Genomic DNA, 23,306 nt, shown 5'->3' with positions numbered 1-23,306 from the left:
CACCCCCGCCCCCGCCGCCCCCGGACGACGATTGGGATCGGCCGCGCTACGACCGGCGCTGGCGCAGCGGCAGCATCTGCGTCACGGCCCGAGGCGATTGCCCGACCCGTCCCGCCCCGTACAACGCGCCCTGCGGCTGCGAGATACCCGGTTTCGGGTACAAGCGCGGGCAGATCGGCGGCTGAGGCGTCTCAGGCGGCGTCGTGCTCGAGACGATACGGCGCCGCCAGCAGCGCGATCGGCAGGTGCCAGGCCTCGCTGATGGCGCGGATCTGCGCGAGGTTCAGGGGCCGTTTCCGGCTCAGGATCTCCGAGGCGCGCGCCCGCGAGCCGAGAAGACGGGCCAGCTCCGCCTGCGACCGGCCCATGTCTGTGATGGCGGCGTGCAGGATCTCGACCGGATCAGCCGCTGCGATTGGAAAGACCCGCTCTTCGTAGGCGGCGATCAGCGTGAGGAGAACCTCGAACCGGTCACCGTCCGGGGTCCCCACGGCGGGCTCCTTGGCAAAGTAGCGATCGACTTCCGCAAGCGCCCAACGGTGATCGTCGGCCGTGCGAATTGGCCTGACATCCCTAACCGAAACCGTCTCTCGAACGGCTTCCGTCTCGATCTGCATCATCCGATCTCCACCGTGAGCGGATCAACGGCATCATATTCGGCGTGCGTGCCGACAAATTTTATCTGGCACGCTTTGTATGTGTAGGACACTCGGGCGATCAATCGATACTTATTGCCGCCGATATCGAAGATGATTCGGTTGTCGCCAATGAAATCTACTGTGTTGCCGAACAGGCGCTTGATATCGGCCGGGCCTGCCCAGGTAGCTTTCGTGACCTGACCATACCAAGCCCGCAGCGGCACCTCCGATCGGGGATACCGCGTCCAGAAAGCCACGAGGGCAGAGCGCGCCACGACGTTCACACGTAACGCCATTAGCCTGTTCCCGTATTGGGAACAAGGCTTTCCAAGCTGGCGAGACGTCGTTCAACCGAAATCAGATTTGCTTCAGGCCCGCACCCGCTCGATCTGTGCCCCACAGCGCCCGAGCTTGGCTTCCAGGGCCTCGAAGCCGCGGTCGAGGTGATAGACCCGGTTGATCTGGGTCTCGCCCTCGGCGGCGAGGCCGGCGATTACCAGGGAGACCGAGGCGCGCAGGTCGGTCGCCATCACGGGCGCGCCCTTCAGGCGCTCGACGCCCTCGACGATGGCGAGGTCGCCCTCGAGCCGGATCTTCGCGCCGAGGCGGGCCAGCTCCTGCACGTGCATGAACCGGTTCTCGAAGATCGTCTCGCGGATATGCGACTGGCCCTTGGCGAGCGTCATCAGCGCCATGAACTGCGCCTGGAGGTCGGTGGGGAAGCCCGGGAACGGGTCGGTGGTCACGTCCACCGCCGCGATCCCGCCGCCGTTGCGGCGCACCCGGATCCCGCCCTCGACCTGGCTGATCTCGGCCCCCGTGGTGGACAGCACGTCGAGCGCCGAATGCAGCAATTCGGCCCGGGTGTCCTTGAGGATCACGTCGCCGCCGGTCATCGCCACCGCCATGGCGTAGGTGCCGGTCTCGATCCGGTCGGGCAGCACCTCGTGACGGGCGCCGTTCAGCCGGGCGACGCCCTCGATCTCGATCCGGGGCGTGCCGGCGCCGCGGATCTTGGCGCCCATCTTGTTCAGGCATTCGGCCAGATCGACCACCTCGGGCTCCCGGGCGGCGTTCTCGATCACCGTGGTGCCGTAGGCCAGCGAGGCCGCCATCAGGGCCACATGCGTGCCGCCGACCGTGACCTTGGGGAAATTCACCTCGGCCCCGCGCAGGCCGTTCTTGGTGCGGGCGACCACGTAGCCGGCGTCGATCTCGATCTCGGCCCCGAGCTTCTCCAGGGCCATGATCAGCAGGTCCACCGGCCGGGTCCCGATCGCGCAGCCGCCCGGCAGCGAGACCTTGGCCTCGCCGAAGCGCGCGAGCAGGGGCGCCACCACCCAGAAGCTGGCCCGCATGGTCGAGACCAGGTCGTAGGGCGCGGTGGTGTCGATGACGTTCGAGGCGGTGAGGCGGATCGTCTGGCCGGTCTCGGTGGTCTGCCCGGGACGCTTGCCGACGACCATGTGGTCGACGCCGTGATTGCCCAGGATCCGCGTCAGCGCCGAGATGTCGGCGAGGCGGGGGACGTTGATCAGCTCCAGCGTCTCGCCGGTGAGCAGGCTCGCGATCATCAGCGGCAGCGCCGCGTTCTTGGCGCCCGAGATCGGGATCACGCCGTTGAGAGGCGCGCCGCCGGTGATGTGAATGCGGTCCATCGTGTGTCCTCGGGCGGCGCACCTCCCTGGCGCGCGGCCGGCCGTTCTCCTGGTGGACGCCGCGGCGCCCAGGCTTGGCCGTCCCCTATAGACCGGTTTTGTCGGAATCTGGACCGCGAGAATCGGTTTCGCTGGGTTCGGACTCGCCCGCCCCGGGCGACGGCCCCGTTTCGGCGCGGCCGCGACCCTGGGCCTTGCGCCGCCGCAGATTCTCGCGAAGCGCCGCCTTCAGGCGCTCGGCGCGGGCATCCTTGGTCTCGCTCATCGCGCGACCCTTCGTCGCCGCAGGCTTGAGGTGCGCGATCCCGCACCGGGGCAGGCCATTCGGCAGCAAGACGAGGGGATGCTCAAGGATCTGGAGCCGTGTTCGGGTGGGTCGCGAGCGGCCGCGAGGCTAGCGGGTTCGTCCTGGCCTCTCAACGGGCGCAGGGCAGAGATGTCGGAACCTTACCTTGAACCAGTTCCAGATCCGCGCGTATCTTGCGCCTCTCACGCGAAGGACTGGACCGAGGCCGTACCTCGATCGCGGGACTTGGGTGCCGTGCCGGCACCGCCCGCACGGCCGAACACGCGAAGGACGCTCGATGACCGTCACCCGGATGCCCAGCACGATGCTCGCCCAAGCGGGCTCGACGCGCGCCGGCTCTGGCTACGAGCGGTATTTCCGGGGTGCCCTGGACCAGCTCCATGGCGAGCGGCGCTACCGTGTCTTCGCCGATATCGAGCGGATCTCCGGCCGGTTCCCGACCGCCAAGTGGCGTAAGCCCGACGGCAAGACCACCGAGATCACCGTGTGGTGCTCCAACGATTATCTCGGCATGGGCCAGCACAGGGAGGTCGTCTCCGCGATGACCGACACCGCCGCGCGCTGCGGCGTCGGCGCGGGCGGCACGCGCAACATCGCCGGCAACAACTCGCCGCTCGTCGATCTCGAGCGCGAGCTCGCCGACCTGCACGGCAAGGAGGCCGGCCTCGTCTTCACCTCGGGCTACGTCTCGAACCAGGCCGGCATCTCGACGATCGCCAAGCTGATCCCGAACTGCCTGATCCTGTCCGACGCCTTCAACCACAACTCGATGATCGAGGGCGTCCGCCATTCCGGCTGCGACAAGAAGATCTTCCGCCACAACGATCTGCAGCACCTTGAGGAGCTGCTCCGCGCGGCCGGCGACCGGCCGAAGCTGATCGTGTTCGAGTCGGTCTACTCGATGGACGGCGACATCGCGCCGATCGGCAAGATCTGCGACCTCGCCGACACCTACGGGGCGATGACCTACCTGGACGAGGTCCACGCGGTCGGCCTCTACGGGCCCCGCGGCGGCGGCATCTCCGAGCGCGACGGCGTGATGCACCGGGTCGACGTGATCGAGGGGACGCTCGCCAAGGGCTTCGGCTGCGTCGGCGGCTACATCACCGCCTCGGCGGCGATCTGCGACGCGGTGCGCAGCTTCGCCCCCGGCTTCATCTTCACCACCGCGCTGCCGCCGGCGGTGGCCGCGGCCGCCCGGGCCTCGGTCCGCTACCTGAAGCGCTCGAATACCGAGCGCGAGGCGCACCAGGCCCAGGCCGCCGCCACCAAGGCGGCGCTGACCGAGGCCGGCCTGCCGGTTCTGGAGACCGAGACGCATATCGTGCCGGTGATGGTCGGGGACGCGGAGCTGTGCAAGGCGGCCGCCGACCACCTGCTGGAGCGCCACGCGATCTACATCCAGCCGATCAACTACCCGACGGTCCCGCGCGGCACCGAGCGCCTGCGCATCACCCCGTCGCCGTTCCACGACGCGGCCCATATCGCCCGCCTCGCCGCGGCGCTGGCCGAGACCTGGGAAGCCCTGGACCTGCCGCGCGCCGGGACGGTGTTCGTCGAGGCGGCCGAGTAGGTTTTCTGCGGCCGGCCTCGCGCGCCGCTCCGCCCCCCTCTGCGGGGGAGGGGAGCGGCAGTGCAGAATGAGGCTGCGCCGTCACGCCCACGCCGACTCTTCCGGGCTCCCCTCTCCCGACTCGTGCGGTCGCAGGGGCCGCCCGCCCCCGCAGGGGGGGGAGGAGATGGCGCGCGTCAGCGTCGATCGGCCTGCTTCGGAAGCCCCGGCCACAATCCGCCGGGCTTGCCCGTCCCCGGCAGGCTCGTCTTTTCCGGCGCCGGCCTGTAACCACGGCGCCAACCTCCATTCCCCGAAAAGTCCCGGACCAATGATCTCCTCTCCGCTCATGACCGTGATGGTCGACGCCGTGCGCAAGGCCGCCCGCGGCCTGCGCCGCGATTTCGGCGAGGTCGAGAACCTTCAGGTCTCGCGGAAGGGCCCGGGCGACTTCGTCTCGGCCGCGGACCGGAAGGCCGAGGAGACCCTGCGCGACGCCCTGATGAAGGCCCGTCCCGGCTACAGCCTGGTGCTGGAGGAGAACGGCATCATCGAGGGCACCGACAAGAGCCACACCTGGCATGTCGACCCGCTCGACGGCACCTCGAACTTCCTGCACGGCGTGCCGCATTTCGCGATCTCGATCGGGCTGGAGCGCGAGGGCCAGATCGTGGCCGGCGTGATCTTCGATCCGATCAAGGACGAGCTGTTCGTCGCCGAGCGCGGCAAGGGCGCCTATCTCAACAACCGCCGCCTGCGGGTCTCGGGCCGGCAGGACATGGCCGACGCGCTGGTCGGCTACGGCACGCCCTATCTCGGCCGCGGCAGCCATCCGCGCCTGCTGCGCGAGCTCGGCGCCGTGATGGCTGTGGCCGGCGGCACGAGGCGGATGGGCTCGGCGGCCCTCGACCTGGCCTACGTCGCCTGCGGCCGCCTCGACGGGTACTGGGAGCGCGACCTCCAGACCTACGATTTCGCCGCGGGCGTCATCCTGGTGCGTGAATCCGGCGGCTACGTCACCTCGGCGGACGGGGCGGCCGAGCCGCTCGCCGCCCGCTCGGTGGCCTGCGGCAACGAGGTGCTGCACCGGGAGCTGCTCGCCCTGCTCAAGAAGGTGCAGGCGGCCTGATCGCCGCAAGAGCCCGCGAAACTGGTCAGGGACCGGGGCATCTGCTTTAAGCGCGCCGTCCCCCACGGAAGGCCCGAACCCATGGAAGCCCGCCGCCACGTCGCGCTGAAGGATTCGATTCGCTCGATTCCCGACTACCCGAAGCCCGGCATCATCTTCCGCGACATCACCACGCTGCTCAGCGACCCGCGCGCCTTCCGGCGGGCGGTGGATGCGCTGGTCCATCCCTATGCCGGCGGGCGAATCGATCAGGTCGCCGGCATCGAGGCGCGGGGCTTCATCCTGGGCGGCGCCATCGCGCACCAGCTGTCCTGCGGCTTCGTGCCGATCCGTAAGAAGGGCAAGCTGCCCCACAAGACCGTCTCGATGGCCTACGCGCTCGAGTACGGCACCGACGAGATCGAGATCCATGTCGACGCCGTGAAGCCCGGCGACAAGGTGCTGCTGGTCGACGACCTGATCGCCACCGGCGGGACCGCCACGGCGGCCGTGAACCTGCTCCGGCAGATCGGCGCCGAGATCGTGGCGGCCTGCTTCGTGATCGACCTGCCCGATATCGGCGGGGCGCAGCGCCTGCGCGACATGGGCGTCGAAGTGCGCGCCCTGATGCAGTTCGAGGGTCATTGACGTCCACGAAACGTTGACTTCGCGGGACCCATCCGCCATAAGCCCGCCACTCGCGACGTGGCGCCCCGCATGGGCGCCCTTCGTGTTTGCAGACAACCAGGACGCGTGAAGGTCGGGTGCGGCATCAGCCGCCCGCGAGCGCGCCTCGACCTTTGAAGGCTCTGTGCCATGAAGAGAACCTACCAGCCGAGCAAGCTCGTCCGTAAGCGTCGTCACGGTTTCCGTGCGCGCATGGCCACCGCGGGTGGTCGCAAGGTGATCGCGCGCCGTCGCGCCCACGGTCGCAAGCGCCTGTCGGCCTGAGCCGGCGGATCCTCGCCGGCGCGGCCCTGCTGAGGCAGCCGCGCTGCGAGGCGTGAGCATGACGCGGAAACGTGAAACCTGGTTTTCCGAACGCGTCATGCAGCACACAGGATGAGATCGGCCGGGATCGAACCATCGATGGCGACGATCGAGCGGCTGAAGAAGCGGCCCGACTTCCTGGCGACAGCCGAGGGGCGCCGCTTCCATACCGAGCGCATGACCGCCCAGGGCCGCCTGCGTGACCCGCAGGCCGCGGACGGGCTGAGGCTCGGCTTCACCATCACGAAGCGCGTCGGCCATGCGGTCGAGCGCAACCGCATCCGGCGGCGCCTGCGCGCGGCCGTGAGCCTTGTCGCGCCCGATCTCCCGGGCGAAGTGGCCGGGCTGCCCGCCGACATCGTGCTGATCGCCCGGCGTCCGGCCCTGACTGCGCCCTTCGAGGCGCTGGCCGAGGATCTGCGCCGCGCCATCCCGACCGTGACGCGCCCGGCCACGCCCCGGCCGCCCGGTGCGAGATCCGGCGGCAAGTCTGGCAGCAAGTCTGGCGGCCGGCCGTCCAAGACCACACCTCTCCAGCGCGATGCGGGCCGGGCGCCCGCGCAGCCTGCATCCTCCGGCGCATCGGGTCGCGACCCGTCGCCGGGTGATGCGCGAGACTCCCGAATCACGGATGCGCGCGGGCCCGATCGGGCCGGTGCCGCTCCTGTTGCCACTCCGAACGCGTGCGGCGGTGTCCCCGATGGGCAATGACAAGACGAACATGTTCGTGGCCATCGGCCTGTCGCTGCTGGTGCTGCTCGGCTGGCAGTACTTCGTGGCCGGCCCGCGGGTGGAGCAGCAGCGCCTGATCGAGGCGCAGAACAAGGCCGCGCAGCAACAGCAGCAGCCGCCGGGCGTGACCCCGGAGGGCGTGCCGTCGCCCTCGCCCAAGGAGGGCGGCCCGGCCGCGCCGGTGCCCGGCACGGTTCCCGGCCAGGGCGGCCCGGTCTCCCGCGAGGCCGCGCTCGCCCGCTCGCCGCGCATCCGCATCGAGACCCCGGCGCTCAGCGGCTCGATCGCCCTCAAGGGCGGCCGCGTCGACGACGTGTCGCTGAAGAACTACCACGAGACCGTGGACCCGAAGAGCCCGGAGATCGTGCTGTTCTCCCCGGCCGGCAGCGAGGCGCCGTACTACGCCGAGTTCGGCTGGGTCGGCGCCAACGCCGGGCCGCTGCCCGGCAGCGAGACCCTCTGGACCAGCGACGGCAAGACGCTCTCCCCCGGCATGCCCGTGACCCTGACCTGGGACAACGGCGCCGGCCTCGTCTTCAAGCGCATCATCGCGGTCGACGACAAGTACATGTTCACCGTCCGCGAGGAGGTCGAGAACAAGGGCTCGGGCGCGGTGACGCTCTACCCGTACAGCCTCGTCTCCCGCTGGGGTAAGCCGCACACCCAGGGCTACTACGTCCTGCACGAGGGCATGATCGGCTATCTCGGCAACGAGGGCCTGCAGGAATTCACCTACGACAAGCTCGCCAAGGAGGGCGCCTATGGCGGCGCCAACACCAAGGGCCACGCCTGGAACGGCGTGAGCGGCGGCTTCGTCGGCATCACCGACAAGTACTGGGCCGCGGCCGTGATGCCTGGCGACCAGAACGCGCCCTATACCGGCGCCTTCACCGACCGCACCGACGGCGCCACCAACGTCTACCAGGCGAGCATCCGCGGCGATGCCGTGAACCTGGAAGCCGGCGCCTCGGCCAACACGACCCAGCGCCTGTTCGCCGGTGCCAAGGAAGTGAATCTAATTAACAACTACGAGAAGGACCTCGGCATCAAGCACTTCGATCTGATGATCGATTGGGGCTGGTTCTTCTTCATCACCAAGCCGATGTTCCGGGCGCTGGACTTCTTCTTCCACCTGTTCGGCAATTTCGGCGTCTCGATCCTGGTGGTCACCTTCTGCCTGAAGTTGCTGTTCCTGCCGATCGCCAACCGCTCCTACGTGTCCATGGCCAAGATGAAGGCCGTGCAGCCCGAGATGGCCGCCATCCGGGAGCGCTACAAGGACGATCGCCTGAAGCAGCAGCAGGCCACGATGGAGCTGTACAAGAAGGAGAAGATCAATCCGGTCGCCGGCTGCTGGCCGGTGCTGATCCAGATCCCGGTCTTCTTCGCGCTCTACAAGGTCCTGTTCATCACCATCGAGATGCGCCACGCGCCGTTCTTCGGCTGGATCCACGATCTCGCGGCGCCGGATCCGACGAGCATCCTCAACCTGTTCGGCCTGCTGCCCTTCCCGGCGCCGGATTTCGTCCATCTCGGCGTCTGGCCGCTGATCATGGGCGTGACCATGTTCGTGCAGATGAAGATGAACCCCGCGCCGCCGGACCCGGTCCAGGCGCAGATCTTCACCTTCATGCCGATCGTGTTCACCTTCATGCTGGGCTCGTTCCCCGCCGGCCTGGTGATCTACTGGGCCTGGAACAACACCCTGTCGGTGATCCAGCAATACGTCATCATGCGTCGCAACGGCGTGAAGGTGGAGCTGTGGGACAACCTGCGGACCACGTTCCGGCGCGGCGGCACCAAGGCGGCGGCCACCAAGGGCTGACAAGGAAAGTCGTGACCGAGACCAACGACGACGCGGCCGACCTCCTGGAGGCCGGCCGCCTGCTGTTTGCCGGCGCGGCCGACTTCTACGCGGCTGCCCAGGTCCTCGACCGCATCCCGCCCATGGAGGGCGTCGAGATCGCGTTCGCGGGCCGCTCGAATGTCGGCAAGTCGAGCCTGATCAACGCGCTGACCGGCCGCAACACCCTGGCGCGCACCTCCCACACGCCGGGGCGGACCCAGCAGCTCAACTTCTTCCGGATCGGCGATCGCCTCTCCCTCGTCGACATGCCGGGCTACGGCTACGCGGCGGTGGAGAAGGCCAAGGTCGAGGCCTGGACCAAGCTGATCCATGCCTATCTGAAGGGCCGGGCCAACCTCGCCCGGGTGTTCATGCTGATCGACGCCCGCCACGGCTTCAAGTCGATCGACACCGACGTGCTCGATGGGCTCGACAAGGCCGCGGTGAGCTACCAGGTGGTGCTCACCAAGGGGGACTCGCTGAAGAAGGGCGAGATCGAGAGCCGGATCGCCGGCATCCAGGCGGGGCTGGCCAAGCGGCCGGCGGCCTTCCCGCAGGTCATCCTCACCTCCAGCCGCGACGATCTCGGCGTGCCGGAGCTTCGCGCGGCGATCGCCAGGCTGCTGGTCGAGCGCGGCGCATGAGGGTCTCGAGCCTCGACCGGGCGCTCGTGGCGCTGGCCTGCCTGGCCGGGCTGCTCGGCGTCGCGCTCAGCGCGGCGGCGGCCCATATTCCCGGCGCGGATTCGCTCAAGACCGCGGCCCAGTTCCTTCTGTTCCACGCTCCGGCGATCCTGGGGCTCACGGGTCTCGGCCTCGTCGGTCTGGCACGGCCGGCGCTCGCCCGCGGCGCGGCCGGGCTGCTCGTACTCGGCCTGCTCCTCTTCTGCGGCGACCTCTCGGTGCGGACCTGGTTGCAGCAGCCGCTCTTCCCCATGGCCGCCCCCATCGGCGGCTTCGCCCTGATGGGCGGCTGGCTCCTGGGGGCGATCGGCGCCCTGATTCCCGGTCGGCGCTAGCCCCATCACGCTGGGTAACAACGGAGGCGGGACGCATGTCACGCCATCGTGATGTGCCTTAGGAACACCGCATTCCCCCGCTCCCTTCGCTCCGCATGGGATGAGGACCAGGGGGCGGAACGTGGCGAACGGACTCTCGCGGGTGAAGACGCTCGCGCGCAGCTGGGGTACCGCGGCGCGCAACCTCACCCTCGGCCGCGACGAGGCGCTGCCGGTCGCCCCCGTATTGCCGCCGCCCCGATCCTACGCGGTCGACGCCGACATCCCGGTCGATATCGGCTGCATCAAGGTCTTCCGCGCCGAGAACTTTCCGGAATCGGGACCGAGCCCGTGGCTCGACCGACCCGACGCGCTGGAAACGATCGCGCGGCGCGTCGCCCGCGGCGAGATCACCGCCAAGCAGGCCGAGATCTGCCGCTACTGGGCCGAGCATGGCTACTACGTCGCCCGCGGGGCGATCGACCCCGACACGATCGACGAGGCCTGGGCCGCCTACGAGGCCGCGATCGCCCGGGGCGACCTGACCCTGGCGCCCGAGAAGGCCGCGGCGGACGATCCCCATCCGGGCCGCTACCTCAACCCGCACCTGAAGGTCGAGGAGCTCGACCAGCTGCTCAAGCACCCGGTGCTGGTCAATTTCAGCAGCATGGTTCTGGGCCGCCCCGCGATCCCGTTCCAGACCATCGCCTCGCACAAGGGCAGCCAGCAATCCGAGCACTCGGATTCGATCCACATGACCACCTATCCGCTCGGCTATCTCGCGGCCTGCTGGATCGCCATGGAGGACATCCACGCCGATTGCGGGCCGCTGGTCTATTATCCCGGCACCCACCGCCTGCCGTACCTGTTCAGCCACGACGTCGGCATCTCGACCGACGATTTCCGCGAGCGCGGCTACTCGGCCTATGCGGAGCGCTACGAGCCCGCGATCAAGCGCGAGATCGCCGATCACGGCGCCCAGCCGCAGCACTTCCTGGCCCGCAAGGGCGACGTGCTGTTCTGGCACGCCAACCTGCTGCACGGCGGATCGGCCCGCAACGACCTGCGCCATTCGCGCAAGGCGCTGGTGCACCATTATTTCGCCGAAGGCTGCATCTGCTACCACGACCTCTCGTCGAGCACGTCGGCGGTCCACGGCCCGGTCGAGAGCCTGCCGACTTGCGGCGCGTCGAGCCCCGATATCGCGGTGCGCCAGAAGATCGCGTCGTAGCCGGCCCGGATTTCAGGCCGCGCGCACCGACAGGAAGTCCAGCGCCGGCCCCTGCGCCTCGGAGAAGACGCCGGCGGTGAGCGCGCCGCCATAGACCGCGGCGGTGTCGAGATTCGTTCGGAACCGGCGCACCTCCGGACGGCCGCTGCGCTGGGGCGTGTGGCCGTGGACCACGTGCCGGCCGAAATCGTGATCCCCCTCGAGGAACGGCTCGCGGATCCACAGGCGGTCATGAACGTCCGAATCCGCCGCTGCGGTGCCAGGACGCAGGCCGGCATGGACGTACCAGCGCGCCGCGTCCCCGTGCAGGGTCGGCAACGCCTCGATCCAGTCGAGGGTGTCGCGCGGCAGGCCGGTGAGATCCCGTGCCCCGAACGAGTCGAGCGTGGCGTCGCCGCCGCAATAGAGCCAGTGCCGGGCCGCATCCGGCGACAGGAGCGCGTCGAGCAGCATGCGCTCGTGGTTGCCCATCAGGCAGGTGACGCGCTCGGGCTCGGCCCAGTTCAGGCGGCTGATGGTGCGCAGCACCGCGGCGCTGTCGGGGCCGCGGTCGACATAGTCGCCCAGGAAGACCAGGCGGTGGGCGCGGTCCCCGGCATGGGCGGCGATCCGCTCCAGCAACGTATCCAGCAGGTCGGCGCGGCCATGCACGTCGCCGATGGCGTAGGTGAGGGTCTGGGACTCCATGCGCCATCGTCCACAGGAGACGTCGCGCGCGCAAGGCGTGAGGGCGGATCCTCAGCCCTTCGCCTCCCGGGCGTAGCGGCCGTCGTACCGGCCCGCCCGGATCTGCGCGAGCACCTCGCTCTCCCGGGCCACCTGCGCATGCACGGCCTCGATCAGGCCGGGCGCGAGCGCGGGCGGGAAGGTCACGACGCCGTCCGCATCGCCCACGACCACGTCGCCCGGGTTCACCGTCCAGCCGCCGATGGACACCGGCAGGTTCGTGGCACCGGGCCCGGTCTTGAACGGGCCCCTCGGGATCGCGGCGCGGGCGTAACAGGGGAAGTCCGACTCCGCGAAGGCGTCGGTGTCGCGCACGGCCCCGTCCACCACGAAGCCGGCTACGCCCCGGCTCTCCGCGATCGCCTTCATCACGTCGCCCACCAGCGCCCGGCTCGTATCGCCGCCGCCATCGATAACGATCACGTCTCCGCGACGGGCCTGCTCCAGCGCCTGGTGGATCGCGAGGTTGTCGCCGGCCCGCACCTGTACCGTGAAGGCCGTGCCGAACAGCCGGCCCCGCCGGTGGAAAGCACGCAGCCCGAGCAGGACCGGCATCCGGTCGAGGCAATCGCTGATCGTCGCCGTGGCGACGTCCTGGAATGCGGCGAGCAGGTCGGGATCGACGGCGGGCGGCGGCGGATTGTGCGTGATGCCGGGCATCGGCGGGGACCTCGCTGACGGCGCGCCGCAGGATCCGGCGGGATCGCGTCGGGGCCGCGCCGGGGCGGATCTTGCCTCAGGATCCGCGCGGTGTCGCGTTCGGTGCCGTCAATGCTCGGCGGCCTGGGGCGCGCCGGCGCCGCCGCCGGTGGCGAGCCTGCGCCGGGCATCGGCCTGGCCGCTGGTCGTCCCGAAATAATTCGCCGAATCGCCGAGCTGCACCGCCGGCTGGCAATTCGGCGTGCAGGAGAGCGATTCCCGGTCGAGGCCGCGCTGGACCGTGATGGTCGTATCCCGCGACGCCTCGACCCGGATCATCGTCTCGGCGATCAGGCTGCCGCCGGTATCGAGCGCGATCAGGTTGGTCGAGCCGAAGCTCTTGCCGGTGAGCACGAGCACGCCGTTCTTCTGCGGCGTGACCTCGGCGATGATCGGGTTGCCGACGATGACGGTCGCGGTCTTTTCCGGCAGGCGGATCACCTTGGCGTTGTCCACCAGCACGGTGACGATCGGCAGCGGCTCCGGCTGAGCAGCCGCGACCGACGCGCCCGTTAGCAGGAGGACGAGGCCGGCTCGGGCCCCATTCGACAGGGTGCGGCGCATCGGGCGGTTCTCGGAAGCGACCGGCGTCCGCGCGAGGCGGCGCCTGAAGCTGTAGCGCTAGCGCGGGATCGGTGAAGGAACCGCTAAGCATGAGTAATGCCGCGGCATGTCGAGCGGCGGAGAAACTGATCCTTCACTAAGCTCGCAGACGGACCGGCGCGAACTTTGATCGAGGCGTGATTTAACCGATTTTCAAGGCGTATCGAACAGTCTGCAGCGGCCGCCGATCGGGACGTAGAAATCTTCGTCGGTCATCTCACAAGCTTCACGTTACAAGTTCTTGTTCGAAGGATCGCCTCCTATGAAGACCCTGTTCTCGCGCTTCGCCTCGGACGAGTCCGGTGCCACCGCGATCGAGTACGGCATGATCGCCGCCCTGATCGCCGTCGTGATCATCGGCGCGCTGAAGACCGTCGGCACCTCGCTGTCCGCCAAGTTCAGCGCCATCTCCGGCAACCTGACCGCCACCCAGTAATCGACGTCCGAGCGGTCAGGATCTGCGGCAGGTCCGAGGCTCCGTCGCGTGGCGCGAGGGGGCCTCGGCCGGCCGGATTCGCCGTTCGGCGGCGGCCTCGATCCCGAGCCGCGGACCGGGCAGGCATGGATAGGGTTGGACCCGAGATGGTTGGCGCAGGATCGGCGATCGCGAGCCTCGGCACGGCGGGCTTCGGCCTCCTGGTGCTGTTCCCGTTCCTGATGGCCTACGCGGCCGCGAGTGACCTGCTGACGATGCTGATCCCGAACCGGATCTCGTTGGCTCTGGTGGCGGGTTTCGCGCTGCTCGCCCTGACCGGGCCGATGAGCTGGTCCGAGATCGGCCTCCATCTCGGGGCCGGCGCCGCCGTCCTGGCTGGAACCTTCACGCTGTTCGCTTTCGGGGTGATCGGCGGTGGCGACGCGAAGCTCGCCGCCGCCACCGCGCTCTGGCTCGGCTTCGAGGGCCTGGGCGATTATCTCCTGGTCGCCTCCATCTTCGGCGGCGCCCTGACGCTGGCGATCCTGGCCGCGCGCGCCTACCCGCTGCCGATGCGCGTCGCCCGGCTGCCCTTCGCGCTGCATCTTCACGACGCCAAGACCGGCATCCCCTACGGGATCGCGCTGGCTGCCGCCGCGCTCCTCGTCATGCCCGACACCGAGATCTGGACCCGGGCGCTCGCCGGCTGACGCAGCCGCGCCTCAGGCACCGGCCCGCACGCGCCAACCGGAGCGATTCCCGCCGACGGGATCTGGAGCGCCGGTCCGGGGCCGGCTAGAACGGAACCATGTCGTTCGCGCTGCTGCGTCGCCCCGATCCCGGCCACCTCGAGGTCCAGCACGAGGGAGCCAGCTTCCAGATCGCGCTGCGTCGGCGGCCGACCGCGCGCCGGATCACCCTGCGGGTCTCGGCCGCCACCGGCGAGGTCGTGATCACCCTGCCGAGCCGCACCGCGGTGAACACGGCCCAGCGCTTCGCCACCAGCCATGCCGGCTGGATCGCGGCGCGGCTGGCGCGCGTGCCCGAGCGGGTCCAGTTCGTCCCGGACGCGATCCTGCCCCTGCGCGGCGAGCCGCATCGCGTGCATCTGCGCGACACCCGCAGCGGGACGGTGCGCGTCGAGGCGGGGGAGGGGGATCCGGTGCTCTCGGTTTCCTGCGATCCCGCGCATGTCCCGCGCCGGATCCGGGACTACCTGACCCGGGAGGCGCGGCGGGACCTGCTCGAGGCCGTGGAGCGCTACGCGCCGCTGCTCGGCCAGAGGCCGGTGCGCATCACCCTGCGGGACACACGCAGCCGCTGGGGCTCCTGCACGGCCCGGGGCGAGCTGAACTTCTCGTGGCGCCTGATCCTGGCGCCCCCGATGGTGCTCGATTACCTCGTCGCCCACGAGATGGCGCATCTGCGCGAGATGAACCACTCCGCCCGGTACTGGGCGCTGCTGCGCGGGCTGTGCCCGAACGTCGACGCCGCCGAGGCGTGGCTGAAGCGCAACGGCACCAGCCTGCACCGCTACGGCTGATCGGGCCTCAGCCCTTGGCGCGCAGAACCTTCTGGCGGGTGACGGTCTCGGCCGGCCAGGCCGGCCGCGGATCGACATGGCCCGGCTCGAGCGTGCGCGGGGCCACGCTGTCGCAGACCTCGCGCTGGCGGATGATCACCGGGTTGCCGAAGGCGTCGCGGCGCCGCACCAGGCCGCCTTCGCGGCAATAGCCGGCGATCGCGGCCTGACCGTTGCGGCGGCCATAGGGGTTCACCGCCACCGGCGGATGCTCGACGACCAGCGTGTCGGAGCGGTTGAGGGAGCGTTCCACGTAGGTGGTCTCGGAGACCGGAAGCGACTGCGCCCCGGCCTGCGCGAGGGTGGCCAGCAAGCAGGCGGCCGAGAGGGCGAACAGGCGCATCACAGCTTCAGGATCCAGCGCTGGAGGAAAAGCGACCTTCATTTAGGTCGTTCTGCAACCCCCGGGTAGCGCCCAGGGGCAACACTGGAGCCGGCATCGCTTGACAGCGCGGGGCTGACCATGGTCGGAACACCCGCGATTTTACGGCCCCGCCGGTCCTCGGCGGTGGCGTTCCGAAGGGTTCGGTGGTGCCGCTTCACGCGAGGCTCGATCGTTTTCGGCGCGTGGTCCGGCGCGTCGCGCTGCCGGTATCCCTCGCCCTGTCCGCCCTGGGGCTCGCCTCCGCCGGGCCGGCCGCCGCCCAGGGCATGGTGCGCAAGACCTTCGACGACTGGCAGCTGCGCTGCGAGACGCCGGCCGGCGCCAAGGCCGAGCAATGCGCGCTCGTGCAGTATCTGGCCGCGGAGGACCGCCCCAACCTCACCCTGGTGGTGATCGTCCTGAAGACCGCCGACAACCGCGGCTATCTGCTGCGCGTGGTGGCGCCGCTGGGCGTGCTCCTTCCCTCCGGCCTCGGCCTGAAGATCGACCAGACCGATGTCGGCCGGGCCGGCTTCGTGCGCTGCCTCACCACCGGTTGCGTGGCCGAGGTGGTGATGGATGACGGCTTGATCCGCCAGTTCAAGGGCGGCACGCAGGCGACCTTCATCGTGTTCCAGACGCCCGAGGAAGGCGTCGGCATTCCGCTCTCGATGAAAGGCTTCGCGGCCGGGTTCGACAGCTTGAAATGACGATGCCGCTCGGGAGCCGCGCGATGATCGGGGGTCGTGACCTGTTTCTGGGCCTGTGCGGCCTGATCCTCGCCGGTTCGCTGGCCGCGGGCCCGGCTCGCGCGGAGGAGGGCAACGTCCTCTCCAACCTGTTCAAGTTCGGCGGCACGACCGTGCCGCCGTCGCAGGCCCAGAGCCTCGATCCGCCCTATTGCCCCCCGGTCGAGGTGGCCGAGAACGGCGCGGCCTATCGCATCCTCGCCGGAAGCGACGTGCGGACCCAGTTCTCGGTCGGCCGGCTCGCCCGGGAATGCGCCCGGCGCCAGGACGGCTCGGTCACCGTCAAGGTCGGGGTCGAGGCCAATGTCCTGCTCGGCCCGAAGGGCGCCCCCGGCCGGTTCGACGTGCCGGTGACGATCCAGATCCGCCACGAGGGCAAGGTGCTCGCGAGCCGCGTCGAGCATTCCAGCGTGGTCGTCGGCCCGGGCGAGGCGCAGGGCTTCGCCACCATCGTGGCCGAGGAGCTCACGGTCCCGCCGGCCGCAGCCGAGGATTACGACATCACCGTCGGCGTCGGCAGCGGCAAGACCGCCGGCGGCAAGGCCGCCGCGAAGCCGTGGCGCAAGAAGCCGGCGGTCGCCGCGGAGCCCGCCAGCGGAGGCGACGCTGCCCAGTGATGCCGCGGCGCGTCTTGTCGATCCGATCGCGCTGACGGGGAAAGCCGGACACGGCGCGCCCTGGCTCGGCCGCGCGACGCGCTTCCGGCTGGAGCCGGCCGACGATGCCGTCTTCGATCGCCGCCTCGTCCTGCCCGACAACCCGGCCGGCTGGATCGTGCTGAGCTATGCCGGCGATCCGGGGGCCGTGCCCCGCCGGCCGATCCTGCGGGTCCTGCGCGGGGCCGACGGCGTGCCGCAGGATTTCGTCCTGCCGGGCGCCGCGCACGGCTACGCCCACTGGCTCGGCCTGATCCCCCCGGATACCCGGGAGATCCGCCTGTCGGCCGGCCCCGGCTTCGCGCTGGAGCGGGTCGGGGCTCGGCGCGAGGTCTCCGTGCTCGCCCAATGCCTCTTGCGCCGGCCCTGGCGGTTCGTCTCGGCGCTCTACGAACGCGCCCGCGGGTCCGAGCGGCGCTACCGCGATACGCTGCGCGGCGCTTGCGCGGTGACGCCGCTGACGCAGTACCGGTCCTGGGCGGCATCGCGGGACCGCCCGGTCCGCGCCGTTCCGACCGATCTGCGGATCCGCTGCCTCGTCCTGACCCGAGCCGGCGAGGCGGCGGCGCTCGCCGCGACCCTCGACGCGCTGGCCGTGCAGGGCCACCTGGCCCATAGCATCGGCGTCGCCTGGGAGGATGCCCGCCCCGCATCGCCGGATCCCCGGGCCGCGCATCAAATCTGGGACGATCGCGCCACCGCGGTCGACCTGATCGCCGGGGCCGACGCCCTATGCCTGCTCCGGGCCGGCGACATCCCGACCCCCGACGCGCTCGCCCTGCTGGCGCCGGCCCTGGCGGGGGTGGATCTCGCCTACGGCGACGAACTCGGCCCCGAGGACCGGCCGCGGCTCAAGCCGGATTGGAGCCCGGATCTCGCCCTCGCCACCGGCTACGCGAGCCGCGCGGCCCTGTTCGCGCGCACGTTGCTCGACCGGCTGCCGCCCCAGCCGCTCGGATCCATGGCCGAGGCGGCCCTGGCGATCGAGGCCGCGGCGATCGTTGCCGGCGCGCGCGGCGCCCATGTCCCACGCGTCCTCGCCCGCACGACAAGCGATGTCCTCGATCCGCCGGCGCGTGCGCGGGCGCTCGCTGCGCGCCTCGAGGGGCTGGCCGCCCCGGTCCGGGCCGCCTTCCGCAACGGCGCGATCCAGCTCGACTGGCCGCTGCCGAGCCCCGCCCCGAGGGCCAGCATCGTGATCCCGTCGCGCGACCGCCTCGACCTGATCGAGCGGGTCTGCCGCGGCGTGCTGCACGAGACCGCCTATGCCGATCTCGAGCTGATCATCGTCGATAACGGCTCCACCGATCCGGCCGTGCTGGCCCATTACGACGAGCTGCGGCGCGACCCCCGGGTCCGGATCCTGATCGACCCGCGACCCTTCAACTTCGCCGCCATGGTCAATGACGGGGTCGCCGCCGCGACCGGTGCGATCGTGGTGCTGCTCAACAACGATGTGGCGGTTCTGGACCCCGGCTGGCTCGACGCGATGGTCCGCCAGGCCAGCCGCCCGGAAGTCGGGGCCGTCGGCGCAAAGCTCCTCTACGCGGACGGCACCCTGCAGCATGCCGGGGTTGTGGTCGGCCTTGGCGGCCGCGCCGGCCATATCCTGCGCCGCCGTCCCGGCGATACGCCGGGCCATCTCGGCCGCCTGCGCGTGGCCCACGAGGTCTCGGCCGTGACCGCCGCCTGCCTCGCCGTATCGCGCGACAAATACCTTGCTGTCGGCGGCTTCGATGCCGCATCCTTCCCGGTGGATTTCAACGATGTCGATTTCTGCCTGCGGCTGGGTGCCGCCGGCTGGAAGACGATCTGGACCCCGTCCGCCACCCTGGCCCATCTCGAATCCGTCAGCCGGGGGCCGTCGGTCGGGGCCAAGCGCGCCCGTTTCGAGCAGGAGGCCGCCCGGTTCTCCGAGCGCTGGCGCGATGTGATCCGCTACGATCCGTATTACCATCCCGCCCTGTCGCTCACGACCTTCGGCGAGGATCTCGAATGATGCGGCGGCCATGAAACGGCCTGCGCCGGAGCTTGCGGAGACGCTGCATCTTGGCATCCCGCGCCGCCCCGGCCGCGCGATGCTCGCTGCGCTGCGCCATCTTCTCGGCCGCCCCCGGGCGACGGGAGAGATCCTGCTCGCACGACTCCAGGGCCGACGCCTGCGCGCGCGCCAGAAGCTGGCGGCCCTGGTCGGGATCGACCACCGGCTCGCGCTCCCGGCGGGCATCCTCGATCGCTTCCCGCCCGCGCCGGTCCCGCCGCGCGACGCCATCCGGGTGTTCGGCGACGGCGTCCTCGTCCCGGGCGCGGCCGCCCGCATCGCCGCCGCCTTCGCGGCCGATCCCGAACTCCAGGCGGTCTACGGCGATGCGCTGATTCAGGACCGCGCGCGCGGCCCGGTGCGGCCGCTGCTCCCGCCGGTCTTCGACGCCGACCTCCTGGCCGCAATCGATTATCTCGAGCCCCTGCTGGCCTGCCGTCCGGGAGCCCTGGCGCCGGAGACGCAGCCGAGCGGGCCCGCCGACGCCGCGTTCCAGATCGCCGAGCGGTACGGCGCCCGCACGATCGGCCACCTGCCCGAGATCCTCGCGATCCGGCGCGGCGACCCGGCCGACACCGTGTCGCCGGCAGGGGAGGGGGGGCGGCACCGCCATCGCGACGCCCTGCGCCGCCACCTCGACCGGTCGGGCCAGACCGCGAGCCGCATCGTCCTCGATGAGCACGGCCTCCTGCAGGTCGAGCACCCTTTGCCCGATCCGCGGCCCCTGGTGAGCGTCATCGTGCCGACCCGCGACCGGCTCGACCTGCTCCGCCCCTGCCTCGACAGCCTCGCGACCTGCACCGACTGGCCGAACCTCGAGATCCTGGTCTGCGATAACGACAGCCGCGAGCCCGAGACACTGGCCTTCCTGCAAAACCTCGAGCGTGAGGGGAGGGGGGGCGTCGTGCCCTGTCCCGGGCCGTTCAACTTCGCCGCGATGAACAATGCCGCCGCCGCCCGCGCCCGCGGTGCGCTGCTGGTCTTCGTCAACAACGACGTCGAGGCGTTCCGGCCGGATTGGCTCGCCCGGATGGCCCGGGAGGCCCTGCGCCCGGAGATCGGCGCGGTCGGCGCCCGGCTCCTCGACGGCGAGGGTCGGATCCAGCACGGCGGCATCGTGTTGGGCACCGGCGGCCTGGTCACGCACGCGCATCGCCACTTCCCGGGGGACGCCCCGGGTTATCTCGCGGGCCTGCGCGCGACCCACGCGGTGTCCGCGGTCACCGCCGCCTGCCTGATGGTCGAGACCCGAAAATTCCGGGCGGTCGGGGGCTTCGACGATGCGGATTTCGCGGTCGATTTCAACGATGTCGACCTGTGCCTGCGCCTGAACGCGGCCGGTCACCGCACGCTGCTGGTGCCCGGGGCGGTGCTGCATCACCGCGAATCGGCGAGCCGCCGCTGGACCCGGGAGGCCCGCGCCCGCCACGAGCGCGAGATCGCGGCGCTCAAAAAGCGATGGGGGCCGCTGCTGGTGCAGGACCCCCATTATCACCCGGGCTTCGACTCGGATCTCTCGACCCACGCACGCCTGCGCCCGGGGTTTCCGGAAGCGGGTCCGGCACTGGTGCGACGCCCGCCCGCCTAGAGCGTCGTCCCGAAAGGTGCCCGCCGGCTTCCGGGTCGGGCGAGGCGCGAGGCCCGGCCTACTGGACGAGGCGCGGGCCGCCGCCCTGGACCTTCTCGTTCTCCGACATGATCCCGAGCCGCTTGGCGACTTCCGTATAGGCCTCGATCAGGCCGCCCAGATCCTTGCGGAACCGGTCCTTGTCGAGCTTGTCCGAGGACTTGATGTCCCACAGCCGGCACGAATCCGGGGAGATCTCGTCGGCCACGACGATGCGCATCATGTCGCCTTCCCACAGGCGGCCGGTCTCGATCTTGAAGTCCACGAGCCGGATGCCGACGCCGAGGAAGAGCCCCGACAGGAAGTCGTTGACGCGGATCGCCAGCGCCATGATGTCGTCGATCTCTTGGGGCGTCGCCCAGCCGAACGCGGTGATATGCTCCTCCGACACCATCGGGTCGTTGAGCGCGTCGTTCTTGTAGTAGAACTCGATGATCGAGCGCGGCAGCTGGGTGCCTTCCTCCAGGCCCAGCCGGGTCGCCAGCGAGCCCGCCGCGACGTTGCGCACCACCACCTCGAGCGGGATGATCTCGACCTCCCGGATCAGCTGCTCGCGCATGTTCAGCCGGCGGATGAAGTGCGTCGGCACGCCGATGTCGTTGAGGTGCTGGAACACGAATTCCGAGATCCGGTTGTTCAGCACGCCCTTGCCGTCGATGATCTCGTGCTTCTTCGCGTTGAAGGCCGTGGCGTCATCCTTGAAGTGCTGGATGAGCGTCCCGGGCTCGGGCCCCTCGTAGAGGACCTTCGCCTTGCCCTCGTAGATGCGACGGCGGCGGTTCATAGGCGTGTACCGTGGTTTGAGGAAGTCCATGGGCCGAGGCTCCTGATGCGCGACGATTGGGAGGAATCCGCGGCGCGGCGACCGGATGCTGAGGTCGGGCAGCCGGACGGCCTCTGCCCGAGGGCCCGGCTACTGCCGTTCAAACTAGCCGAACCGGGGTTCCAGCACAACGCGTTGGCCCGCAGGGCGGGATTGCGGGCGCGGGCCCGGACGTGCCGCCGACCGCCTGCGCGCCTCGCCCATCACGCCGTCACGCGGCGGTCTTCGACGGGTATCGGCAGAGATCGGCGATGAGGCAGCGCGGGCATTCGGGCTTGCGCGCCTTGCAGGTGTAGCGGCCGTGCAGGATCAGCCAGTGATGGGCATGCAGCCGGTAGGGTTCCGGCACGATCGCCTCCAGTCCGGCCTGGACCTTGTCGGTGGTGCTTCCGACGAACAGCGGGATCCGATTCGAGACCCGGAAGATATGGGTGTCGACCGCGATCCGCGGCACCTGGAAGGCGATGTTCAGCACGACGCTCGCCGTCTTGGCCCCGACCCCGGGCAGCACCTGCAGCGCCTCGAGGCTCGCCGGCACCGCGCCGCCATGTTGCTCGACGAGGATGCGCGAGAGCGCGATGACGTTCTTCGCCTTGGTGTTGAACAGCCCGATCGTGCGGATGAAGCCGCGGACCGTCTCCTCACCGAGCGCCAGCATCTTCTCGGGTGTGTCGGCCACAGCGAAGAGTGGGCCGGTGGCGAGGTTGACGCCGCGATCGGTCGCCTGCGCCGACAGGACCACGGCGACCAGGAGGGTGAACGGGTTGACGTAGTGCAACTCGCCCTTCGGCTCCGGCTCGGCCGCGTGGAAGCGCCGGAAGATTTCCGTGAGCGTCGCCGGATCGACCGCCTCCGGCGCGGTCTCGATTCGGGCGGTCTGGGCCGGGCCGATCTGTCCGCCGAGACGCCCGGACGCCGCGGCCTTGGCGGTCCCGCCTGCGGCACGCCGTCGAGGGGGGCTGTTAACCGAGGGCGGAGGCTTTCTGGCGGGCATCGGCGCGTTATATGGATCGCATGGCGACCGGCAATCCTTCCGTCCATCCGCACGGGCTCGACCCGGACACGATCGACCGGCCGGTTTTTTCCGCCACCATCCGGCCGCATCAATCCCTGAGCCGTCTCGGCTTCCGCATCGTGATGACCGGCTGCTGCCTGGTCTCGCTCACCGTCTCGGTCTGGGCCTGGCGGATGGGGTTCTGGCCGGTGGCCGGGTTCTTCGGCCTCGACATGCTGGCGATCTACGCGGCGTTGAAGGTCAGCTTCCGGCGCGGCCGCTCCTTCGAGGAGGTGATGATCTCGCAGATCGAGATCCTGCTCGCCCGGGTCAGCTACACGGGCGAGCGGCACGAATGGCGGTTCAATCCGCTCTGGACCAAGATCGTGACGGTCGAGGACGACGAGTACGGGCTCCAGCGACTCACCCTGGTGTCGCGGCGCCAGCAGGCTCTGGTCGCGCGCGATGCCGATCCGGACGAGCGCGCGCGCATCGCGCAGGGCCTCGGCCGTGCGCTGGCCCAGGTGAAGAAGGGCTACTGAGCGCTGCGCGCTGGTTTTCCGGATTCACACAGGCCCACGATCGCACCGCAACAAACCGGTTGACGCCCCCGGTTCACCTGCCTATAGAGCTGTCCATCGGCGCCGGCCGCGGAAGTGGCCCGGGCGCTGAAGCATCTTCTAACAGGATCGGCGATTGGCCGGCGGGTTTGCCGGGCGGTCTGCTGTTTTTGTTCGATGCCGACCCTGAGGTCTTCTCCGCTTCCGCGGGCTGAACAACGGGGTTGACAGGGAGATCGGCGGGCTCTAAACGCCCTCCACCGCTGAGGCGGCCGACCGGATGGTCTGGCCAGTATCACGGTCCTCCTAGTCGGACAAGCGGTGGATCGGGGTCTCGGCCCGGATCGACGTATCGTCTGCAGCGATACCGGTTCTGCCGGTGCCGCGGGTCTTTGACATTGTTGGATT

At 70.1% G+C, this 23,306-nt stretch carries 27 protein-coding genes and 1 pseudogene; 18 read left to right on the top strand and 10 right to left on the bottom strand.

What is annotated here, in order from left to right; translation table 11 throughout:
* A pseudogene (locus WYO_RS32000) lies at positions 1-185 on the top strand (hypothetical protein); the annotation flags it as partial.
* A gap of 6 nt (positions 186-191) precedes the next feature.
* Here the strand turns inward: WYO_RS32000 and WYO_RS01320 are convergent.
* From WYO_RS01320 to WYO_RS29500, 4 genes are all read right to left on the bottom strand, one after another.
* Positions 192-620: a transcriptional regulator gene (locus tag WYO_RS01320; RefSeq protein WP_007558117.1), complete on the bottom strand. Its 429-nt coding sequence runs from the start codon at positions 618-620 to the stop codon at positions 192-194.
* On the bottom strand, positions 617-922 hold the full coding sequence (locus tag WYO_RS01315) for a type II toxin-antitoxin system HigB family toxin (protein ID WP_039901902.1): 306 nt from the start codon (positions 920-922) through the stop codon (positions 617-619). The genes WYO_RS01320 and WYO_RS01315 overlap by 4 nt, the downstream gene beginning before the upstream one ends.
* Before the next feature lie 84 nt (positions 923-1,006).
* Positions 1,007-2,296, bottom strand: a complete 1,290-nt coding sequence (gene murA / locus WYO_RS01310; RefSeq protein WP_007558115.1) for a UDP-N-acetylglucosamine 1-carboxyvinyltransferase — start codon at positions 2,294-2,296, stop codon at positions 1,007-1,009.
* Between the two features lie 85 nt (positions 2,297-2,381).
* Complete coding sequence (locus tag WYO_RS29500; RefSeq protein ID WP_007558114.1) at positions 2,382-2,561, bottom strand: hypothetical protein; 180 nt, start codon at positions 2,559-2,561, stop codon at positions 2,382-2,384.
* A 319-nt stretch (positions 2,562-2,880) separates the two neighbouring features.
* On the opposite strand from WYO_RS29500, the gene hemA reads away from it, so the two are divergent.
* The 9 genes from hemA to WYO_RS01270 all read left to right on the top strand — a co-directional run bounded on the left by hemA (position 2,881) and on the right by WYO_RS01270 (position 11,059).
* A complete protein-coding gene (hemA, locus tag WYO_RS01305) occupies positions 2,881-4,176 on the top strand; it encodes a 5-aminolevulinate synthase (protein WP_007558113.1) in 1,296 nt (431 codons plus the stop codon).
* Positions 4,177-4,486: 310 nt separating this feature from the next.
* Positions 4,487-5,284 (top strand): inositol monophosphatase family protein, encoded by a 798-nt coding sequence (locus WYO_RS01300; protein WP_039901899.1) that lies wholly within the window; start codon positions 4,487-4,489, stop codon positions 5,282-5,284.
* 81 nt (positions 5,285-5,365) lie between these two features.
* The gene (locus tag WYO_RS01295) at positions 5,366-5,911 is read left to right on the top strand and encodes an adenine phosphoribosyltransferase (protein ID WP_007558111.1); all 546 of its coding nucleotides are present in this window, start codon (positions 5,366-5,368) and stop codon (positions 5,909-5,911) included.
* A gap of 168 nt (positions 5,912-6,079) precedes the next feature.
* Positions 6,080-6,214 (top strand): 50S ribosomal protein L34, encoded by a 135-nt coding sequence (gene rpmH, locus WYO_RS29495; protein WP_007558110.1) that lies wholly within the window; start codon positions 6,080-6,082, stop codon positions 6,212-6,214.
* A gap of 138 nt (positions 6,215-6,352) precedes the next feature.
* Positions 6,353-6,964: a ribonuclease P protein component gene (gene rnpA, locus WYO_RS01290; protein WP_007558107.1), complete on the top strand. Its 612-nt coding sequence runs from the start codon at positions 6,353-6,355 to the stop codon at positions 6,962-6,964.
* Complete coding sequence (yidC, locus tag WYO_RS01285; protein WP_007558105.1) at positions 6,954-8,810, top strand: membrane protein insertase YidC; 1,857 nt, start codon at positions 6,954-6,956, stop codon at positions 8,808-8,810. Before rnpA ends, yidC begins: the two co-directional genes overlap by 11 nt.
* Before the next feature lie 11 nt (positions 8,811-8,821).
* Positions 8,822-9,475 (top strand): ribosome biogenesis GTP-binding protein YihA/YsxC, encoded by a 654-nt coding sequence (gene yihA / locus WYO_RS01280; RefSeq protein ID WP_007558103.1) that lies wholly within the window; start codon positions 8,822-8,824, stop codon positions 9,473-9,475.
* Positions 9,472-9,849, top strand: a complete 378-nt coding sequence (locus WYO_RS01275; protein WP_007558101.1) for a DUF423 domain-containing protein — start codon at positions 9,472-9,474, stop codon at positions 9,847-9,849. The genes yihA and WYO_RS01275 overlap by 4 nt, the downstream gene beginning before the upstream one ends.
* 121 nt (positions 9,850-9,970) lie before the next feature.
* On the top strand, positions 9,971-11,059 hold the full coding sequence (locus WYO_RS01270) for a phytanoyl-CoA dioxygenase family protein (protein WP_007558100.1): 1,089 nt from the start codon (positions 9,971-9,973) through the stop codon (positions 11,057-11,059).
* A 12-nt stretch (positions 11,060-11,071) separates the two neighbouring features.
* On the opposite strand, the gene WYO_RS01265 is transcribed toward WYO_RS01270, so the two are convergent.
* The 3 genes from WYO_RS01265 to WYO_RS01255 form a co-directional block, all read right to left on the bottom strand.
* Positions 11,072-11,746, bottom strand: a complete 675-nt coding sequence (locus WYO_RS01265; RefSeq protein WP_007558097.1) for a metallophosphoesterase family protein — start codon at positions 11,744-11,746, stop codon at positions 11,072-11,074.
* A gap of 51 nt (positions 11,747-11,797) precedes the next feature.
* A complete protein-coding gene (locus WYO_RS01260) occupies positions 11,798-12,445 on the bottom strand; it encodes an RraA family protein (RefSeq protein WP_007558095.1) in 648 nt (215 codons plus the stop codon).
* Positions 12,446-12,553: 108 nt separating this feature from the next.
* Positions 12,554-13,048, bottom strand: a complete 495-nt coding sequence (locus WYO_RS01255; RefSeq protein WP_007558093.1) for a pilus assembly protein N-terminal domain-containing protein — start codon at positions 13,046-13,048, stop codon at positions 12,554-12,556.
* A 301-nt stretch (positions 13,049-13,349) separates the two neighbouring features.
* On the opposite strand from WYO_RS01255, the gene WYO_RS01250 reads away from it, so the two are divergent.
* The 3 genes from WYO_RS01250 (at position 13,350) to WYO_RS01240 (ending at position 15,045) form a co-directional block, all read left to right on the top strand.
* Positions 13,350-13,523 carry a Flp family type IVb pilin gene (locus WYO_RS01250; RefSeq protein ID WP_007558091.1) on the top strand — a complete coding sequence of 58 codons (174 nt, stop codon included), beginning with the start codon at positions 13,350-13,352 and terminating at the stop codon, positions 13,521-13,523.
* 146 nt (positions 13,524-13,669) lie between these two features.
* Positions 13,670-14,212: a prepilin peptidase gene (locus tag WYO_RS01245; RefSeq protein WP_007558089.1), complete on the top strand. Its 543-nt coding sequence runs from the start codon at positions 13,670-13,672 to the stop codon at positions 14,210-14,212.
* Between the two features lie 98 nt (positions 14,213-14,310).
* Positions 14,311-15,045, top strand: coding sequence for a SprT family zinc-dependent metalloprotease (locus WYO_RS01240; RefSeq protein ID WP_007558087.1), 735 nt, complete (start codon positions 14,311-14,313; stop codon positions 15,043-15,045).
* 7 nt (positions 15,046-15,052) lie between these two features.
* On the opposite strand, the gene WYO_RS01235 is transcribed toward WYO_RS01240, so the two are convergent.
* Positions 15,053-15,427, bottom strand: coding sequence for a hypothetical protein (locus WYO_RS01235; RefSeq protein WP_007558085.1), 375 nt, complete (start codon positions 15,425-15,427; stop codon positions 15,053-15,055).
* Positions 15,428-15,669: 242 nt separating this feature from the next.
* Here WYO_RS01235 and WYO_RS01230 point away from each other — a divergent pair, with 242 nt between their 5' ends.
* The 4 genes from WYO_RS01230 (at position 15,670) to WYO_RS01215 (ending at position 20,482) form a co-directional block, all read left to right on the top strand.
* On the top strand, positions 15,670-16,158 hold the full coding sequence (locus WYO_RS01230; protein ID WP_230368225.1) for an invasion associated locus B family protein: 489 nt from the start codon (positions 15,670-15,672) through the stop codon (positions 16,156-16,158).
* Between the two features lie 23 nt (positions 16,159-16,181).
* On the top strand, positions 16,182-16,814 hold the full coding sequence (locus tag WYO_RS30405) for a hypothetical protein (protein ID WP_007558081.1): 633 nt from the start codon (positions 16,182-16,184) through the stop codon (positions 16,812-16,814).
* A 157-nt stretch (positions 16,815-16,971) separates the two neighbouring features.
* On the top strand, positions 16,972-18,852 hold the full coding sequence (locus tag WYO_RS01220; protein WP_007558079.1) for a glycosyltransferase family 2 protein: 1,881 nt from the start codon (positions 16,972-16,974) through the stop codon (positions 18,850-18,852).
* A 10-nt stretch (positions 18,853-18,862) separates the two neighbouring features.
* A complete protein-coding gene (locus WYO_RS01215; protein ID WP_007558078.1) occupies positions 18,863-20,482 on the top strand; it encodes a glycosyltransferase in 1,620 nt (539 codons plus the stop codon).
* Positions 20,483-20,540: 58 nt separating this feature from the next.
* On the opposite strand, the gene purC is transcribed toward WYO_RS01215, so the two are convergent.
* Positions 20,541-21,335, bottom strand: coding sequence for a phosphoribosylaminoimidazolesuccinocarboxamide synthase (gene purC / locus WYO_RS01210; RefSeq protein ID WP_007558076.1), 795 nt, complete (start codon positions 21,333-21,335; stop codon positions 20,541-20,543).
* Between the two features lie 220 nt (positions 21,336-21,555).
* Positions 21,556-22,338 carry an endonuclease III gene (gene nth / locus WYO_RS01205; protein ID WP_007558074.1) on the bottom strand — a complete coding sequence of 261 codons (783 nt, stop codon included), beginning with the start codon at positions 22,336-22,338 and terminating at the stop codon, positions 21,556-21,558.
* A gap of 20 nt (positions 22,339-22,358) precedes the next feature.
* Here nth and WYO_RS01200 point away from each other — a divergent pair, with 20 nt between their 5' ends.
* Complete coding sequence (locus WYO_RS01200; RefSeq protein WP_007558071.1) at positions 22,359-22,880, top strand: DUF2244 domain-containing protein; 522 nt, start codon at positions 22,359-22,361, stop codon at positions 22,878-22,880.
* Positions 22,881-23,306 lie beyond the last annotated feature (426 nt).

The sequence above is a fragment of the Methylobacterium sp. GXF4 genome, assembly GCF_000272495.1.
GTDB classification, from domain to species: Bacteria; Pseudomonadota; Alphaproteobacteria; order Rhizobiales; family Beijerinckiaceae; genus Methylobacterium; species Methylobacterium brachiatum.
This window is presented reverse-complemented; position numbering and strand designations above follow the sequence as displayed.